The organism is Flavobacterium sp. KY-23415, assembly GCF_055384985.1.
On sequence record NZ_AP044001.1, the window covers coordinates 4,413,921 to 4,432,083 of the forward strand.

Here is an 18,163-nt window from a genome sequence, read left to right on the forward strand (position 1 = left end):
TGTTGTTCATTTATTAATATGTCTACTTTTTTGAATTACAATGCACATAAATTAAATCATCCACAGAATCATCCCCTAACTCTTTTGCCCTGTTTAAATCTTCACATGCACTCTTTTTTTCTTCTTCAGAAAGTTTAATCTTTCCATTTTTTTGTAATAAATTAATCTTTGCTACTCCTCTATTCGCAAGTGCTTGATAGTAATCGGAGCTAATTGCAATAGCGCTGTCATAATCTAAAATTGCTTCTTTACTATTAAACAACATATCATTTGCTGTTCCTCGAATGAAATATATTTCAGGATCTGATGCATTTATTTTTAGATAATCATCACAATTAGTAATTACTTCTTTATAATTTCCTTCATGCCAATTGATTCTTGCTGACCAATACAATGCTGCTTCTGACATTTTATGGTTAGTATTTTCTGCAATAACATAATTAAAATCTTCTTTCGCTTTTTTTAAATTGTTAGCATGCATGTTTGACAACCCTCTATCTGTAAATGAAGCTAAATCTGTACTATCCAATTCAATAGCAATAGTAAAATCGCTTATCGCTAAATCGTATTTATTAATTTTATCATACGACAAACCTCTGTTTATAAATCCTGTTTTCTTTATTAAAGGTTTATCCGTTAAAGCTATTAACTCTGTAAAATTTAAAATCGCTTCTTCATATTTGCCTAATTTAAAATTAGTATTACCTAGATTATATAATTCAGCAGCTTTGTTTTGAGAAAAACTCAAAATGGTAATAATTAGGGTAAAGCTTAGGGTAAATATTTTTTTCATGTTTATTTTCATTAGATAAAATGCTATTCTCATTACCCGCTACGCAATTAGAAAGATTTTCTTGTTGTTGTTCATTTATTAAGACTCAAATTCATTCAATTCTTTAAGTATTCTTATTTTTTCTTCAAAAAAGGTAGTATCAATATTCAAATCGACTTTCATTTCTAAAAATTCTTTCAAAAATTTTTCTTTATCAGATTCTCCTTCAATATATTGCAAACTAAATTCTGCATGTTTCATTGATAATTCAATACCTTTATTTTGAAACTTCTCCCAAGCCAACAAATGTTTTTTAAAATTCGTTGTACTATTTACTTTGTCCAAATAAAACAAAGCTTCTAAAGCATCATATTGATCAAAAGGTAGCTCTGGTTTTTCTAAATAATAATTTAAATACTCTTCTAAATAGCGAATTGATTTTTCATTATTAAAGAAAGCTAAAACAAGAGCATAAATATGTCCCACACAACACACTTCACTCTTCAAAAAATGAGTTCCTATAATATCAATTTGCTCGTCAAATCCTTTTACAGCAGAAAAATAGGCTCCTACTAATCTTGTTCTCCAATTAAAGTCACCTAATAGTTGTAAAGTAATTTCAGGAGTAATCTCTTTCTTTATTTTTTTTATTTCTTCAACCCATGAAAGATCATAATATCTATCTATAGTCATATAAAAAGGAACACACCATTTTTTTATAAATGCTGCTTCTAATTGAGTTGAATTTACATGTGAAACCAATTCGTCAAAAGGTGAATGATTTATTATTGTTGCTCCTGCTGAATGAAGTTTTAATTTTTCTTCCGTTTTTTTATCCATAACTTTTAAATGTATTAATCTATCATCATTCCTTTATTAGCAAGTCTCTTCGTAGTATATTCCGATTCAAAAACTAGATTTTTTTTGTATTCAAAAGTAGTTATTCTTTTTTCATGTAATTTAATTTCGGTAATAATGGGTTTCTTCTCAACTGTATTCTCTAATAAAATAATGGTTGAATCATTTTTCCAAAAAGCTTCTTCAACCCATTGCGATGGTCCTTTGAAATCAATTCTATTCACTGTTTGATTCTTAATATCTACCCAATTAATTTCTTGATCTGGAGAAAACATCACGCCTTTATCATCGTCAATAGACCAATTATAACTATCAAAATCGATATAGGATTGCTTGTTTTTATTGAATACTAAAAATTCTTTATAGATTGTATCGAATTCTTTATCGAAAAGACCATATACGTTTCCTTTGCTTAAAATTAGTGTGTCTGCTCTTAGAAAAACAAATTGCTCAATTGAAAAACTGGTGTCTTTAGTTTTATAATAATTTACCCATTCTTTTAAAACATGATTTTCATCTAGATTTAAAATTTCTTTTAAATTCGCTTCCGTTTTAATAGGATTACTTTCTTTTTGTTTCTTTTTTGAACATGACGAAAGTGCAATTAATAGACAAAAGATGAAGAGTGCTTTTTTCATAAATTTATAATTATGCCATACTACATTTCAATTCTATTTCTGGTGCTATGAAATAGGTGAAAATTATCTCTTTTTTGTCTAATGGTTGTTCCAATACTATTTCAAGAGGTATCGTTAATGAAGATTCATTTCTATACAACCAAATATCATTATAGACATGCACTTTGGTATCGATTATCATTTTTTCGCAATTTGTATTTAATGATGTTAAATCGACTTTCACTTCTGGTAATTGCGAAGGAATGTTTTCTGAATTTGACAATGTGGCTACCGATTCGCGTACGTTTAAGATACTTTTACCTTCATTTTCTTTATAATTGGTACTATTTGCTACTTTGTCTAAAAATGACAAATGCAGTATGACATTTTCTGGGATTAATGTTATGTTTCTATTGAATTGAGGCAGCAAATTAAACAAAATGGGTACATAGCATTCTCGATACAATACTGCATCTAAGGTTTCACTTATTAGTATATGAAAGGAATCTGAATTTGGTACTTGAAATGTAACTGCATCAGCGGTATATATTTCATTAACATAGTTGGATAGTTTTACTCCTTCTATTAGTTTCTTAGCCGATTTTACTGAGTTTTTATTGATTTCTAATACTGTGAACTGAATTTCTTCTGGTTGAAACAAAGGTGCTATTAAAGTAACAAAAGGAGCATATGGTCCGCAGCCAGCATAGCATATTTTTATTAATTCTCCTGGATGTGCTTTTTGTTTTTCTTTAATTGCTGCAACAATTGCTTTTAAAAACTTAGTTGTTCTTTTATAGTCTAATAAACATTGTGCTGCAAAGTTTAACCCTAGTGCTTTTCCTCTGGCTGTTGGAATGGCTGCCATATGCTCAATGACAAAATCGCTTCCTGTAATTTCTGTAATTTGCTGAAAATAACCGTGAATTTCGTCTAAGCTTTTTACGGCTTCAACCTCATCGATTGCATTTTCAAATATGGAAGAAGTAAGTTTTTGAATTGCATTATTAATTATTTTTTCATCCATTGTTTGTTTACTCTTTTTACTTTGTATTCGTTATTTATAAATATAACTTCTCTTTTTTTATAGTTTTTAACTGTTCGTCTTTTGGATAAAATGTTACTTTTGAATCATTTATTTTGTTCTCGTTCGCTTCTTCATTTTGAATATTCTATCGTTAAAATAGGCTTCTAATTCTGTAGCAAAAGACATGGGGTTTTCATAAGTGGTGAGTACTTTATACGTATGTCGTGCTACTAACTCTTCAAGTTGTTTTTCTAAACGAACTATTTCTTTTTTTAAATAGCTGTACTTGTCAACTGTTGGTTTTACTTTTACAGCTCCTTCGCTCAAATTAATCGCTGTATTGCCATGAAAAATATGTGCATGAAAAGCTTGAAGTTCTTCTAAAGTTCCTGTTTTATAAATTTGAATCAGTTTTGATGTAATTTCGGTAGCCATCTCTTGCGAATCTTCTTGCATAGAAAATTTATCGGGATGCACCTGTAGCATTGCCTCTTTATAGAGTCGTTTTTTCTCTTGAATATCTAGTGTGTTCTCTAAGGGTTTGTTTGTATTGCTTTTAGAAACCAAACCAACTGGAGCAACATAATTTTTCCCCTTTCGTTTCTGCGCTAAGCGTTTTTCTTTCTTTGCTGCTTTTTGCTCTTTGTATAACTGTGTTAGCTCTCTTTCTTCTACTAACAAATCGGCTATTTTGTTTCTTAAAGATTGTTCAAAAGGGAATAATAACTGTTCTGCATTGGCTATTTTACATTGCAAATCGGTCATTAAAGCTTCTAAATGTGCTAGTTCTTCTCCAGAATGCTCTTGTATTTCAATTGAATCGGGTGTCATGCTGTAAAAATACTTAATTTAGTAAATGAAATCATTTCAATTATCAAAATAATCTATTTTTTCGCTTTTTTAAGGTATCAACCATTTTCTCCAAAAAGGTCTATTATTTAAATAGGTTTCAAAGTGAGTTCTAAACGAAATAAAAGTATCAGGTAATGGCACATTGTTCTCTTTTGCAAAAACAATATATTTTTCTCTTGTAAATTTCTTTAGTACTTTGGTTTTTAGATTAAAACTGAAATAATCAAACTTGGAGCTTTTGGAAAAATCATGATGGATTTCTGCATAGAGCATCGTGTTTACAATACTATACTTATTGACTACTATCGATGTTGCATTTTCCGTAGGTTGAAAATACGTATTTTCAAAATCTTCATTTTCTATGGTTTGGTCATAACCAATTGGAATGCGATTATTATCTCCTAATCCTGTATCTTGCCAATAGGTAAATCTGAAAGAAAAAAGAAAAACAAAAAGGATTACAAATAGGCTACTCAAGAATTTCGTTTTTTGTTTCAATATCTTTTCTAACCAACTTTTATTTATAAAATAGTGCAATACATTCAAGATTAAAGAAATAAGCAAAGCATAAATAAATGCATAAATTCCTGTTTTAAGAATAACAAAAACGAGTTCTAATAGTGCCATTTGATGTTTTTAATTTGATGAATCAAAAAATTCCTTAGAATGATTATCTAGCATATTGTAAAATTCATTCAAAAATTCTTGACTTATTTCATCTGCTTCTATTCTATTTTTTATTCGAAGTAATGCAACTGAATTACAATTTATATTGCGTTTCAAATCAAAAATAGTCATTTTTTTATTTCTAATTTCAGAGAATACATCTACTATTTTTTCTATTCTATGTTCTTTTATATACAGTTCGTTTAACATTCCAAAAGAAATAACTTCTACTTCAAAAGTTGATTTATTAATAAGAAAACCAGGTGCTCCTACTATTTCTGGTATTTTTCCAGCACTAGAATTGGATTTAAGAATTATAAAATCAAAATAATAAGCATCACAAAACTCTTTACTAGCCTTAAAACCACACTTATAGCAAATTCCATCTATTTCATATAAATTCTCATTATGGGAATCAATATACTTTTGTGCTATTTCAATTATTTTTTTACTTATGTTCATCAATCTCTTTAATTTCAAAAGGCTTCACTTCATGTATCAAAACTAAGCCATCAATTACTTCCCAAAGATATAAAGGAATAAAAGAATGTCCCATAAATCTCGATTCGATTCTACTTTCACTAGGGTAGGTTTTCTGAGTTATATATTTTGCTGTACCATCAAATTCTTGATTTATTTTATATTCAATGCTGTTTGCAATCGCTTCTGGGATTATCTTAGGCTTGCTTTTATTGAGATAGTTATATTTCGTACCAGATAAGGAAGTATAGGCAATATAAAAATAGTCGTCCTTATATTTTTCAAACAACTGATTGGCAAATGTGATTCGGTTATTTTGATAAAAAGGAAGCTGTATTGATTTCGGTTTTTTTAACAAATGAGTGCTCGAACCAAAGAGTACTACTTTTTCTTCTGGATAGTGCGAACGAATGAAATCGAAATTCATACACATTCCTATATCCCTTTTATTAACTGCATAATTGGGGGTGTTTGGTTTCTCTTCAAATAGGAAAATCATATTCTTTAAAGCTTCACAAAAGAAATAATCGTCTTTGTTTTTTGGTTTAAAAGTTGCTAATATCTTCTCGGAATAATCTATAATTTTTCGCTTCACCTTTTTATTGTTTCGAAATAAAGCACTAAGATTCGCGATATTCGCTTTTTCAATATACTTTATAAAATCGTTCTTTTCTTCTTGAGAAAGTGTTGTTACTCGCTCTAAATCTTCGGCTATATTTTTAGCAAATCGAACTCCAGAAAAAGCAGGATCGAAACCTAAAATTTTCACTTCATTTCCTTTTTTATTTTGTTCATAAACAAACGAATACAGCGTTTCCATTTCTTTAGCATTGAGCATGTTATACATGGCTTTTTCGTAGTTCGCAATATCGTTATCTTTAACAAAACGTTGGTGGGCTTTGTACAACTCATACATATTTCCTTCTATTGCGATAATTTTATATTCTTTCGCTACAACCAATTTCTTTATTAAATCGATGCGATAGGTTGTAATAGTACTTTCTTGATGTGTAGGATCTCCTAATCCAACTATAGTAACATGTTCTGGTAGTGTTTTAAGAATCGTATCATTAATACTGTAGTTATCTTCTTGTGCTTCAATACATGTTATGTTTCCTATTAGTATCCCTAAAATTAAGAAAAGATGCTTCATTTACTTTGTTTTTGATTTCGGGTAAATTTAGAGCAAATGAAGTCGTGAGCAAAAATCTTACGAAAACTTTAAGAAATTTGTCTTTCTAAATCACTCATTTATTTCCGCTTATAACCTAAAAAAGATATATTTGCTTAAACCCAAATTATGCAGTAGAATTCTATTACGTATTTTGGGTTAAACAAATTGCTAATCTCAAAATCCTTTTATACTTTCATAATCGCTTTTACTAAAAACAACTATGCCATTTATTCCACATTCCAATTATAATTTTACTGTTCCTTTCTTGCACAAACACAAACATGTTTCAACAATATATGCAGGAATGTTTAGGAGTTTCCCTGTTCCGGAATATGAAACAGAAACGTTGGAACTCGTTGATGGTGATTTTCTAATGGTGGATTATAATTTAAGAAATACTCAAAAAGCAATAATTCTGTGTCATGGTTTGGAAGGCAGCTCTAGACGTCCGTATATGAATAGTTGTGCTGCCTATTTCTTAAAGCGAAATTATGCTGTTTTTGCTTGGAATAATCGCAGTTGTGGTGGCACTATGAATCGTTTACCGCGCATGTATCATCATGCTGCTATTGAAGATTTAGATGCTGTGATTCAATTTGCGCTTACAAAAGTAGAAGAAGTCTATCTCATTGGTTATTCTATGGGTGGAGCACAAGTGTTGAACTATTTTGGAAGAACACCCAATATGAGTGCAAAGGTGAAAGCTGGTATTGCTGTTTCTGTTCCCATAGAAGTTAAATCTAGTGTTGAAGCTTTAAAGACTGGTTTTAACAAAGTCTATATGAAGAATTTCACAAACGATTTGACTAAAAAACTAAAAATTAAAGCGAAGCAATTCCCAAATATGATTGACTTGAAAAAAGTGAATGCTATTAAAAGTTTTGCTGAGCTTGACGATAATTTTACGGCTCCGCTTCATGGTTTTACCGATCGGGAAGATTACTATTTTAGTGTTTCTCCTGCTAGGAATATTGAGAATATTTCCAAACCTGTTTTAATAATTAATGCCTTAGACGATCCTTTTTTAGGCAATGGTTGTTATCCTGTTGATTTGGCTACCGAGCATGAATTTGTTCATTTAGAGACCCCAAAATATGGCGGTCATTGTGCCTATCCTATGAAAAACTCACTACATTCCTATGCCGAAATTAGAGCTTTTTCTTTTATTGAGGAGTTGAAGGATTAAAAACACATAGCCAACAACACACAATAGAAAAATAACTCGCAACCCTGTTGTCCTACAAAACAAATCACCAAAAAAACTAGTGAGTACATTTAAAGTGTTCTCAAAACATATCTTACTATATATAAAGTTAAATCAATCTACAATAGTAGAAATGAACATTCACGAACACAAAAAAAAGCGTAGTGAAACGAAGCACAAAAAAACTAGTGAGTACATTTAAAGTGTTCTTAAAACAAATCTGTAATTTGCTCAATTGATTCGTATCTACAATAGTAGAAACTTAAAGTGTTCTTAAAACATATTAAAAAACGGATTCAACCCTTACATCTACAATAGTAGAAATTTAATGTGTTCTTAAAACGGCACCAGCACCAACATTTATAGCACTAATCTACAATAGTAGAAATTTAAAGTGTTCTTAAAACCTCAAATATTATAAAATGTACGTAACTAATCTACAATAGTAGAAATTTAAAGTGTTCTTAAAACTCTGCATACATCAACATCACATTATCCATCTACAATAGTAGAAATTTAAAGTGTTCTTAAAACATAAGTCAGGAAATAAAAGAAAACTATCTATCTACAATAGTAGAAATTTAAAGTGTTCTTAAAACTAATAGAAAATTAGGAGCGCAACGAAAATCTACAATAGTAGAAATTTAAAGTGTTCTTAAAACAATCTGGAACAGGAATATTTGAACCAAATCTACAATAGTAGAAATTTAAAGTGTTCTTAAAACATGTGTCCAAATTGTAAAAGGCATTCGTATCTACAATAGTAGAAATTTAAAGTGTTCTTAAAACCTCTATAGATGTTAGTTGCTCTTCATTCAATCTACAATAGTAGAAATTTAAAGTGTTCTTAAAACGCATTTTGTGTTTGAACGATGCTTCTCCATCTACAATAGTAGAAATTTAAAGTGTTCTTAAAACAGGTAGAATTACAAAAAAACAATTGCATATCTACAATAGTAGAAATTTAAAGTGTTCTTAAAACATTCTTCAACAGAATAACCTGCTTGCGATCTACAATAGTAGAAATTTAAAGTGTTCTTAAAACCTCAAAGATTTATCTCACTCGGATGCTTTAATCTACAATAGTAGAAATTTAAAGTGTTCTTAAAACTTAACACAAAAGGACATTCTGTGGATAATCTACAATAGTAGAAATTTAAAGTGTTCTTAAAACGGTACATCACGTTTTTTTATAGATGCGAATCTACAATAGTAGAAATTTAAAGTGTTCTTAAAACACACAAAACAATTCACGCTCCTAAAAAAATCTACAATAGTAGAAATTTAAAGTGTTCTTAAAACCTAAATCATGATGGAAAAATACATAGATATCTACAATAGTAGAAATTTAAAGTGTTCTTAAAACTTGAAAAAGAGATTACATCCATTTCTTCATCTACAATAGTAGAAATTTAAAGTGTTCTTAAAACGAACAAATAGCCAATGCTACGCAATATTATCTACAATAGTAGAAATTTAAAGTGTTCTTAAAACTAGGTCGACAATTAGAGCCAGGAGATCATCTACAATAGTAGAAATTTAAAGTGTTCTTAAAACCTGATTTAGAAGCTAAAAAGCTAGAATATCTACAATAGTAGAAATTTAAAGTGTTCTTAAAACGAAGAGGAATGTTGTTGTCATCACAATATTAGCTAAAAAGCTAGAATATCTACAATAGTAGAAATTTAAAGTGTTCTTAAAACCAAGAAACTAATGCATTTAAGTCTTTAAGATCTACAATAGTAGAAATTTAAAGTGTTCTTAAAACTAATTGCTCATGTGATGCTGCATTAGTCAATCTACAATAGTAGAAATTTAAAGTGTTCTTAAAACGTGTAAGAGCCGAACCAGTTGATGTGGCTTATCTACAATAGTAGAAATTTAAAGTGTTCTTAAAACTAAGGCGGTTGTAACTACATCACCCTGATCTACAATAGTAGAAATTTAAAGTGTTCTTAAAACCACTAATGCAGATACTCAGGCTTTATTGGATCTACAATAGTAGAAATTTAAAGTGTTCTCAAAACGTCTTTTAGATGAGCTAGGAATAAGTGCATCTACAATAGTAGAAATTTAAAGTGTTCTCAAAACATTCCAAAGAACATAAATTGTTCTATTATCTACAATAGTAGAAATTTAAAGTGTTCTCAAAACCGCTGGCACCTATGCCTGTTACAAAATATCTACAATAGTAGAAATTTAAAGTGTTCTTAAAACATCAAAAACAGCTCATATAACGATAGATATCTACAATAGTAGAAATTTAAAGTGTTCTTAAAACAGTAAAAATACAAAAAGGTAGTATAAATCAATCTACATTAGTAGAAATGACCACTCACGAACACCAAAAAAAGCGTAGTGAAACGAAGCACTAAAAAAACTAGTGAGTACATTTAAAGTGTTCTCAAAACGCTGAAACTGTCAAAATGACTAAAGCTCTCCTAAAAAGTTAGTAATCTTGTCATTCCTACCACAGAAAAAAATAACACAACACTGATTATGAGACTCCTCCTTGCGTCGGAGTGACAAACAGATGTTGATTTTTACTTTTCGGATAACTTCTTCTTTTACCTCATTCTTGATAAATAATTTCATCACGATTTTGATACATTTGATGATTGTATATAGAACGTGGGCAAAAAATGAAATCGTTTATATAGGAAATGGGTAAATAGTTTTCCATAATGTCAAAGAACTTTTAATACCTACTATTTACTCTTGTTTTGTTGTACATATTGCAACCATTCCCGATTAGAAATAGCTAATTTTATTTTCTTTAAATCGTCAGAAGTTTTGGTTTTGTTAATTTGTTCTAAAATCCAAAGTCCCTTTTTCGCAATGTGATACGCTCCGTTGGCATCGGCATTGTTTGGCAATTCTGCTGAAGCTTTTCTACTATCATAGAATATTCCTTTTTCATTTGCTACAGGAGAAATAAGATAATCTACCTCGGTTTGAATTTCGCTGTTACGCATTTGTAAAACCAATTTGAACAAGTATAATAATTCTTCAAAAAAGCTTTTTTCATTTTCCATTAGAATTTGTGTTTTTAATTCACTAGTACAATCCAAATTGTTTTTGTCAAAAAAGGCTTGTAACTTTTCTGTTATAGCAATAGAATGGCTTACAAAATGATTGTTTTGTTCTTTTTCTCTTTTAGTTTCTATTCTATCACCATAAGAACAAATGACCCAGTCTTGTTTTGTTTCAGCAGCTTTTGCATTAAAATCACTGTATTTCGTTACTACAAACTCAAAGTAGGCTTTCGCTTTATTGTAACGAATACTATCAAATTTGTTAAAGAAAATTTTAGCCTTTTCTATGTTTTCATATTTAGTATAAAAATAATTTACAAAACCAGTAGTAGGGTCTATTTTGCTAGTATTCCAAGCTGGAACATAAAACAAAAAACCAGATTGTTTGCCTATTTTTTGAAAACTTTCAAATTTATTGGTCAATTGCAAAGCATTATAGATGCCACCTAGTTCTTTAGGTTGTTTATTTTTTAAAACCAAATAATTTAATTTATCGATAAGCATTTTTTCAAGTTTCTGATAGATCTGTTTTTCCACTTTAAAACGTCCTCTTTTAAATCCAAAATTCAAATCTTCCATAACTACGATCGCATTGTGCGTTACCATGAGTTGGGTAATTTTATGTACTACCTGACTGATGTAGCCTTCCTTTAACTCTTTAATACTTTCAATACTACCCCAGTTTTTTCTAGCTTTTTCTCTTGCCACTTCTTTATTGTGGAGTAACGTATGATAAGGAGTGTCTTTTTTTTCATCTCGGATGATATTCAAACTTTCCTGTAAATGAATCTTTCCTTCTTGATCAATCAAGGTAAGATATACCAAATGCCTCTCTCCACGATCTAATCCTATAATTTTAACATTGGGATTATTCTTTAAATATTCTAAAACATTTTGATTGATATAACTTCCTCCAGTTGCCTTAAAATTTAGAGTAATAGGCACATGAAATTGAAATTTATCTACTGTATAGCGTTTATCCTTTACTAGATCATAAGTAAATGTATTTTGAGCTGCAGGAGTTAACGGATTTTTTGAAGCAATGGGTTGATTTGCTTTGTGTGTAATTAGATTCTTTTTAATAGAAGCTTCTCTAAAAAAAACTTCCGCTTGCCCATTTAGTTTATACACCACATTTTTTAAATTTTCTTCTTCAAAAAGTGCTTTCCAATATAGCGTATGTAAGTTTGGTTTTCCTTTGGAATAGGGAGAGAAGTCTTTATTGTAAATTTGAAACAAATACATTTTGCCTTCTTCAACTAAGTCATTAATTTGAGTTGCTCCTACATTTTTAAAATCTATTTTATAGCCTTGATGTTCTACTTCTCTGTAAAAACCACTTAAATCTGTATATGTATTAGTATCTGAAAATCTAAAATTGAAATTTTTCCAGTCTTCATGTTTGTGCAATGACTCTTTGAAAAAATCAATTAAACAATGACAATCTTTTAAATTAAAGGTATTTCCCTTTTTATGAGTATCATTCTTATAATTGGAAAGTATTTCATCTGAAGGATTAAAAAAATCTATATTTTTATTTGAGAAAAAAACTTTGGGAAGCATTTTATTAACTCCGGGTAATAATTTGTACACCATTTTTTCATAATTATCATCATTATTCTGTGTTAAATTTTGAAATATTTTATTATGTTTTTTGTCCATTATTGCCAAAAAATAATGTCCATTTTTTCTTAAAATAGTAGTTAAATAATCGGCTTCTTTATTGGCATCCCATCCATTAAGCAATTGGGCATTTTCAAAATTCAATTTTATTTTTTTAGTACTGTAGGGCTTTTGAGTTACATAATTGCGTACCATATTATAAAGCGAAGTAACAAGACTTAAAGCTTCATAATACGTTTCAAATGCATCATAAAACGTAGTATCTTTTTCTGTAATACTATCAGATTTTAAATGCAAGGGTTTAATAAAATGCAATACTTCTAAAATGGCATCTAAAAAGAATTTCAAGTTATCAATTAGTTTTTGATCTTGCTTCAACTCCTCTTTGTAGTTATCTGCATTTTCTAAAATACCTTGTATGCATTGATATTTTGCAGTTATATTGGAAATAAAATCAAATGTTTTATCTGTTTCTTGTTCTTTTTTAGCAATAAAATGATTAGAAAAATAGGAAACCAATAGATCCGATTTATAATTTTGCCTCCATATTGCCGTTTCATCTAAAGTTTCTATATAATTAGAGAGTGTTTCTTGCAAAAAAGCAATTGAAAAATATTCTTGTTTTGTAAACTTGTCTTTTTCTTTATCTAATTTTTCCTGTTTTTTTTCGTTGGCTTTTTGATATTCTTTTAGATAATTTGGATTTATGATTGTCTCATAGTGATATTGTAAAGCTGTTGAAAAAACAGAAAAATCATCAAATAATTGTTGGGAAATAGTAGTTAAACTCGTGTCATTCTTAAGATAGATTTTATTTAAATCATGTGTATTCAATCCCTTTAAAGTAGTATAAATTAATTCTAAAAGATTTTGACTTTCATTTATACCTTCTTGTGTGTAACTTAAAAGATTTACTTTATAAAAATCAAAAACAGCCTTTAAAACTTCTTTCCCATCAGCAAAAGCTTCTGGCAAAAAAGACAAAGAAATGCGATCGCTTAAAATTTGTTTATATAATTGTTTAAACTTTGGCAAACGTTCGTTTTTACTCTTTGTTTGATTATACAAATTGATAATTTCGTTTAGTCCTTGTATTTTTTGTTTTCCTTCACTTTCAGTTCTTCCTCCAATAATATAATTATAAACGGTAATCCCTTTTTGTGTTAATACTTCATTAAAATAATCTAATTCAAATAATTCATCAAGATGATTCACATTTAAATAGGCTTCAAAATCACTATATACTTTTTGTAGTTTAGGCTTTAATGCTTCTATCGTATTAACTTTTTCAAATATTTTTTGATTTTCTATGAATTTTGGTAAATTTTCATGTATCAAACGATAGGCAATAGCAGTAGAGTTTGCCTCTGTCGAATACATGTTTTTTCTGTTTTGATGAAAACCTGTAAAATAGGTAGTAAATGTTTTAAAACTTTCATCTAGATGCACTTCTAAATGGTTTTCATTTTTCCATTTTTCTAACTCAATTGTGATAAGTTCTTTTTTATCTAAAATGGAAAAAATGCTTTTTGCTTCTCCTTCTGAAAAGGAAGAAACAATTTCTTTTCTCAAAAGTTCTTGTACTTTTTTAAAAGCAGTTTTAAAGGCTTCTTCTTTTTTAGTTTCCGTACTTTGATTGTATAAAGAAAGATAATCTTGTAGATTGCTTAGTTTTTTATTACTCAACGCAAGATCAATAAAGTATTTATGAAATTCATCAATAGTTTTTTTCATTTCTTGATAACTTTCTGCTCTTTGCATATCTTTTTTAATTAACCCTTTCTTTTCTATATTCTCAAGAGTTTTCCCAATAGGTTTTAATTCAAATCGCAACGTTTTGCTCAATTGAAAGTTGTTTGTAAAATTTTTCATTTTTTAACTCATTTGTTTGTAATTATTATCCTTTTTAGAAAGATATTCGAAAAAGAAAAAAACACTACTGCTCTCGGTTTTCACAAAAAAAACTTAAAAAGCAATGATGCACTGCTAAACTAGTCATTTTTTTGGGCTTTTCCTTACGGTTTTTCGTAACGGATGAAAAATAATTTCATTTAAAAAAACTACTAACAAACAAAACACTATTTAAAAAAAACATTCTATAGCTTTTTTTACTCAAAATAGAGAAAAATAGGCTAAAAAGAACCGTAAAAAAGGAAAAAACACTTACTTAAAGTAAAGAAAAACTAACTTAAAGTAAAGAAATCTTTATCTTTAGTAAACTTTTTATTACTTTTAGTTAGAATAATAATACTAAAAGTTAGTAATTTGACACAAAAAGTATTATATTTATTACCTAAAGTAAAGAAAAAGAGTCTAAAAGTAATTCATGTTATGAAAAAAGGTAAAAACAACATCCACACAGGTAAGTTATTGAGTGCTATTATCTCAAAAAACAAAGTAAAGAAGTCCACCTTGGGCAAAACCATCAATAGAGATGGTGTTTCCATATTGAAATACACACAAAATAGCAGTATTCAAACAGGTATTTTGATAGAACTTTGTTATGCTTTGAATCATAATTTTTTTCAAGATATAGCCAACCAATTACCTGATTCATTTTCAGTTGAAAATCACCAACAAAGCGAAATAGAAATACTAAAAGAAGAAATTAAAGTATTGAAAATTCAGAATGAATTATTAATGAAGATGAGGTCCTAGTTGAGACTAATCACTAATTACAAAACCCTATTTACTTTTTCTTTTTCTTTTCGTACTTTAGCGAACCAAATGAAAAACCAACTATAAAAAAGCACAAAACAACTACATGGATTTAAATTTCAACAAAAACGAAGACTACAATAAACTTTTAGTATCCGATTTAAAGCAGCGTTTCGCTCAAGTAAGATTGGGAGGTGGACAAAAACGTATTGATAAGCTACATGCGGAAGGAAAAATGACGGCACGTGAACGTATTGATTATTTGCTTGATGAAAAAGCGAAAAGTATAGAAATTGGTGCTTTCGTTGGCGATGGCATGTATGAAGAACATGGCGGTTGTCCTTCTGGTGGAGTGGTTGTAAAAATAGGCTATATTCAAGGTAAACAATGCATTGTTGTTGCCAATGATGCCACAGTAAAAGCAGGAGCTTGGTTTCCTATTACGGGTAAAAAGAACCTAAGAGCGCAAGAAATTGCTATCGAAAACAGATTGCCAATTATTTATTTGGTAGATTCAGCGGGTGTCTATTTACCAATGCAAGATGAAATTTTCCCAGACAAAGAACATTTTGGTCGCATTTTTCGTAATAATGCTATCATGAGTAGCATGGGGATTACTCAAATTGCTGCCGTTATGGGAAGTTGTGTGGCTGGTGGTGCCTATTTGCCTATTATGAGCGATGAAGCACTCATTGTGGACAAAACAGGAAGTATTTTCTTGGCGGGTAGCTATCTTGTGAAAGCAGCTATTGGAGAAAGTATTGATAATGAAACTTTAGGAGGTGCAACTACACATTGTGAGATTTCGGGTGTTACCGATTTTAAAGCGAAAGATGACGCAGCTGCTTTAGACAGAATTAAAAATATTGTAGGCAAAATTGGTGATTTTGATAAAGCAGGTTATAACCGTGTGAAAGCGGCAAAGCCTACATTAGATCCGAAAGAGATTTATGGCATTTTGCCAAAAGCACGAAACGAACAATATGACATGATGGAAATTATTCATCGTTTAGTCGATAATTCGGAGTTTGACGAATACAAAGAGGGTTACGGACAAACCATTATTACAGGATATGCTCGTATTGATGGTTGGGCAGTCGGAATTGTTGCCAACCAACGCAAGATTGTGAAAACAACAGGAGCAAAAACCAAACCTAGTGAAATGCAATTTGGGGGTGTTATCTATTCGGATTCTGCGGATAAAGCAACTCGTTTTATTGCCAATTGTAACCAAAAGAAAATTCCGTTGGTTTTCCTTCAAGATGTGACTGGTTTTATGGTAGGAAGCAAAAGTGAACACGGTGGAATTATTAAAGACGGTGCCAAAATGGTAAATGCTGTTTCTAATTCGGTGGTACCAAAATTCACTGTAGTTATAGGAAACAGTTATGGAGCAGGAAATTATGCGATGTGTGGAAAAGCTTTCGATCCTCGTTTAATTTTTGCATGGCCAAGCGCAGAACTAGCGGTTATGGGTGGTGCGCAAGCCGCAAAAGTGCTACTACAAATTGAAGCAGCTTCTTTAAAGAAAAACGGACAAGTGGTAGATGAACAAGTAGAACAAGAATTGTTCGACAAAATAAAAGCACGCTATGACGACCAGGTTTCTCCTTATTATGCTGCTGCACGTTTATGGACCGATGCTATTATTGATCCTTTAGAAACCCGCACTTGGATTTCTATGGGTATTGAAGCCGCAAACCATGCTCCTATTGCAAAACCGTTTAATCTGGGTGTGATTCAGGTGTAAAAAAGTTGAAGAATAAACTTATATTTCCCCATTATATTGATTTATAATGGGGAATTTTTCTACTATTTTTCAAACTTTTTCAGCTTTTCAAGCTCAGGTTTAAATTCAATTGTCTTTTCTATTTCTGCCATTAATTTTCGAACTCGGGTCAAAGGATGTTCTTCAAAATCTTTGTCATAAATAGGATCTTCCGATTTGTTCATAGGAGTTCCTTCTTTAAAATCACTATCATACGGATCCAAAAACCAGTTAGAAAATCCATTTTCATCAATCTCTATTATTCCGTCTCGCAGTAATTGGCCTGCCACAACAGCATCTCTCATTCCTGTCATTCCTTCTTCTCGTGCAGCTATATTTATTACATAGCTACAATTTTCAAATGGAATTGTCAATGCTCCTGAATATCCCATTCCAGATGTGTCTTGAGGTATTTTATAAATTGTACGGACTGTTGTATACTTTTTTAATTCAAAACTTTCAACTTCTATTAATCCCCCATTCTGTTGAACTACCTGATCTCTATATAGTTTTCTAACCAAATCCATTCTTTTTAAAGAAGGTAAATCGGGTTCTATATCAAAAAAACTTAAGATCATCATCATTCCTTTATCTGGATTAATCCATAGTATTTTATTTCCCATTTGACTGCTTTTTTGCCACCCAAAATCTGGAATGATTATAGAATTTATATCGTTTTTCTTTTTTTTCTTAAAAAAATTTATCATCTTCCTTGGTTTAATTAAATTCGACTTATTTATTTTGTGTAATTTGTTATTTTGATTTTTTAATACGCTTCCCAAGCTACTTCAATATTGTAATCCTTACAATAAACAAAATGCTTTTGAGTGGTTTTTGTTTTTTATTATTAGGCCTCAAGAAGTTTGTTATTTTAAATTAACAGAAACTATTAACCATCAATTGACATATACTTGGGTTGCATTCCTTCAAAATCTATTGTAACAAAATGTCTCATCGATTTAGCTTCATATGTGATTGACCATTCGGTATTTTCATTTTTAATTTCCCCAATTGAAATTGCATCAAAATCAAATTGAGAATCAAAGTTTTCTATTCCCGATTCTTCTAAATTATCTTCTAGTTCTTTCTTTAAAAAAGGAAGGATTATATTTTCTTTAATTATTATGTATTCGCTATCCAGTTTTTTAAAAAATATTTTCTGCTCGTCGGTTGGTCCTTTTTCATCAGCAGTAAGAATTATTCCTATAAAGTTACCTTGAAACTTAACTTGACCTTCATAAAAATTATTTGATGAATCTCTAAAAGTTGTATAGCTTAACTCTCCAAAAAAGTTATCGACGAACTTTGGTTTCTTCTTAAAAATATCAAAAATTCCCATACTGTTTTTTAAAATTTTATACTAATTAGACATTTGAAAATTTGAGTTAATAGCCAATCCAGTTTCCTTAATAATTTAAAATATTAAACT

14 protein-coding genes and 1 CRISPR repeat array are annotated in these 18,163 nt (G+C 29.8%); of the genes, 3 read left to right on the forward strand and 11 right to left on the reverse strand.

Annotated elements, in window-relative coordinates; genetic code table 11:
- Positions 1-22: 22 nt before the first annotated feature.
- The 8 genes from ACZ49Z_RS19375 to ACZ49Z_RS19410 form a co-directional block, all read right to left on the reverse strand.
- Positions 23-793: a tetratricopeptide repeat protein gene (locus tag ACZ49Z_RS19375; protein ID WP_464305940.1), complete on the reverse strand. Its 771-nt coding sequence runs from the start codon at positions 791-793 to the stop codon at positions 23-25.
- 78 nt (positions 794-871) lie between these two features.
- Positions 872-1,612 carry a DUF6000 family protein gene (locus tag ACZ49Z_RS19380; protein WP_464305941.1) on the reverse strand — a complete coding sequence of 247 codons (741 nt, stop codon included), beginning with the start codon at positions 1,610-1,612 and terminating at the stop codon, positions 872-874.
- A 14-nt stretch (positions 1,613-1,626) separates the two neighbouring features.
- Positions 1,627-2,268, reverse strand: a complete 642-nt coding sequence (locus ACZ49Z_RS19385) for a hypothetical protein (RefSeq protein WP_464305942.1) — start codon at positions 2,266-2,268, stop codon at positions 1,627-1,629.
- Positions 2,269-2,278: 10 nt separating this feature from the next.
- On the reverse strand, positions 2,279-3,274 hold the full coding sequence (locus ACZ49Z_RS19390) for an SAM-dependent methyltransferase (protein WP_464305943.1): 996 nt from the start codon (positions 3,272-3,274) through the stop codon (positions 2,279-2,281).
- A gap of 108 nt (positions 3,275-3,382) precedes the next feature.
- Positions 3,383-4,105 carry a J domain-containing protein gene (locus ACZ49Z_RS19395; RefSeq protein ID WP_464305944.1) on the reverse strand — a complete coding sequence of 241 codons (723 nt, stop codon included), beginning with the start codon at positions 4,103-4,105 and terminating at the stop codon, positions 3,383-3,385.
- A 69-nt stretch (positions 4,106-4,174) separates the two neighbouring features.
- The gene (locus ACZ49Z_RS19400) at positions 4,175-4,753 is read right to left on the reverse strand and encodes a hypothetical protein (RefSeq protein ID WP_464305945.1); all 579 of its coding nucleotides are present in this window, start codon (positions 4,751-4,753) and stop codon (positions 4,175-4,177) included.
- Between the two features lie 9 nt (positions 4,754-4,762).
- Positions 4,763-5,254 carry a hypothetical protein gene (locus ACZ49Z_RS19405; protein ID WP_464305946.1) on the reverse strand — a complete coding sequence of 164 codons (492 nt, stop codon included), beginning with the start codon at positions 5,252-5,254 and terminating at the stop codon, positions 4,763-4,765.
- On the reverse strand, positions 5,241-6,425 hold the full coding sequence (locus ACZ49Z_RS19410; RefSeq protein ID WP_464305947.1) for an erythromycin esterase family protein: 1,185 nt from the start codon (positions 6,423-6,425) through the stop codon (positions 5,241-5,243). The genes ACZ49Z_RS19405 and ACZ49Z_RS19410 overlap by 14 nt, the downstream gene beginning before the upstream one ends.
- Before the next feature lie 241 nt (positions 6,426-6,666).
- Between ACZ49Z_RS19410 and ACZ49Z_RS19415 the strand changes: the two genes are divergently transcribed.
- Entirely contained in the window at positions 6,667-7,632 is a 966-nt protein-coding gene (locus tag ACZ49Z_RS19415) for a YheT family hydrolase (protein WP_464305948.1), read from the forward strand.
- Positions 7,633-7,894: 262 nt separating this feature from the next.
- Positions 7,895-9,931: direct repeats of the CRISPR family, unit length 36 nt; unit sequence ATCTACAATAGTAGAAATTTAAAGTGTTCTTAAAAC.
- A 427-nt stretch (positions 9,932-10,358) separates the two neighbouring features.
- Here the strand turns inward: ACZ49Z_RS19415 and cas12a are convergent.
- On the reverse strand, positions 10,359-14,180 hold the full coding sequence (gene cas12a / locus ACZ49Z_RS19420; RefSeq protein WP_464305949.1) for a type V CRISPR-associated protein Cas12a/Cpf1: 3,822 nt from the start codon (positions 14,178-14,180) through the stop codon (positions 10,359-10,361).
- Between the two features lie 393 nt (positions 14,181-14,573).
- Between cas12a and ACZ49Z_RS19425 the strand changes: the two genes are divergently transcribed.
- A complete protein-coding gene (locus tag ACZ49Z_RS19425) occupies positions 14,574-14,966 on the forward strand; it encodes a hypothetical protein (protein WP_464305950.1) in 393 nt (130 codons plus the stop codon).
- A gap of 106 nt (positions 14,967-15,072) precedes the next feature.
- Positions 15,073-16,716, forward strand: a complete 1,644-nt coding sequence (locus tag ACZ49Z_RS19430) for an acyl-CoA carboxylase subunit beta (protein ID WP_464305951.1) — start codon at positions 15,073-15,075, stop codon at positions 16,714-16,716.
- Between the two features lie 62 nt (positions 16,717-16,778).
- Here the strand turns inward: ACZ49Z_RS19430 and ACZ49Z_RS19435 are convergent, their stop codons facing one another.
- Together ACZ49Z_RS19435 and ACZ49Z_RS19440 are read right to left on the reverse strand one after the other, a co-directional pair.
- On the reverse strand, positions 16,779-17,441 hold the full coding sequence (locus ACZ49Z_RS19435; protein WP_464305952.1) for a hypothetical protein: 663 nt from the start codon (positions 17,439-17,441) through the stop codon (positions 16,779-16,781).
- Between the two features lie 182 nt (positions 17,442-17,623).
- On the reverse strand, positions 17,624-18,073 hold the full coding sequence (locus ACZ49Z_RS19440; RefSeq protein WP_464305953.1) for a hypothetical protein: 450 nt from the start codon (positions 18,071-18,073) through the stop codon (positions 17,624-17,626).
- Positions 18,074-18,163: the final 90 nt, after the last annotated feature.

Bases quoted from the DNA above. Each gene is read 5' to 3' on its own strand.
- ACZ49Z_RS19375 (WP_464305940.1), bottom strand. From the start codon at position 793: ATGAAAAAAATATTTACCCTAAGCTTTACCCTAATTATTACCATTTTG.
- ACZ49Z_RS19380 (WP_464305941.1), bottom strand. From the start codon at position 1,612: ATGGATAAAAAAACGGAAGAAAAATTAAAACTTCATTCAGCAGGAGCA.
- ACZ49Z_RS19385 (WP_464305942.1), bottom strand. From the start codon at position 2,268: ATGAAAAAAGCACTCTTCATCTTTTGTCTATTAATTGCACTTTCGTCA.
- ACZ49Z_RS19390 (WP_464305943.1), bottom strand. From the start codon at position 3,274: ATGGATGAAAAAATAATTAATAATGCAATTCAAAAACTTACTTCTTCC.
- ACZ49Z_RS19395 (WP_464305944.1), bottom strand. From the start codon at position 4,105: ATGACACCCGATTCAATTGAAATACAAGAGCATTCTGGAGAAGAACTA.
- ACZ49Z_RS19400 (WP_464305945.1), bottom strand. From the start codon at position 4,753: ATGGCACTATTAGAACTCGTTTTTGTTATTCTTAAAACAGGAATTTAT.
- ACZ49Z_RS19405 (WP_464305946.1), bottom strand. From the start codon at position 5,254: ATGAACATAAGTAAAAAAATAATTGAAATAGCACAAAAGTATATTGAT.
- ACZ49Z_RS19410 (WP_464305947.1), bottom strand. From the start codon at position 6,425: ATGAAGCATCTTTTCTTAATTTTAGGGATACTAATAGGAAACATAACA.
- ACZ49Z_RS19415 (WP_464305948.1), top strand. From the start codon at position 6,667: ATGCCATTTATTCCACATTCCAATTATAATTTTACTGTTCCTTTCTTG.
- cas12a (WP_464305949.1), bottom strand. From the start codon at position 14,180: ATGAAAAATTTTACAAACAACTTTCAATTGAGCAAAACGTTGCGATTT.
- ACZ49Z_RS19430 (WP_464305951.1), top strand. From the start codon at position 15,073: ATGGATTTAAATTTCAACAAAAACGAAGACTACAATAAACTTTTAGTA.
- ACZ49Z_RS19435 (WP_464305952.1), bottom strand. From the start codon at position 17,441: ATGATAAATTTTTTTAAGAAAAAAAAGAAAAACGATATAAATTCTATA.
- ACZ49Z_RS19440 (WP_464305953.1), bottom strand. From the start codon at position 18,073: ATGGGAATTTTTGATATTTTTAAGAAGAAACCAAAGTTCGTCGATAAC.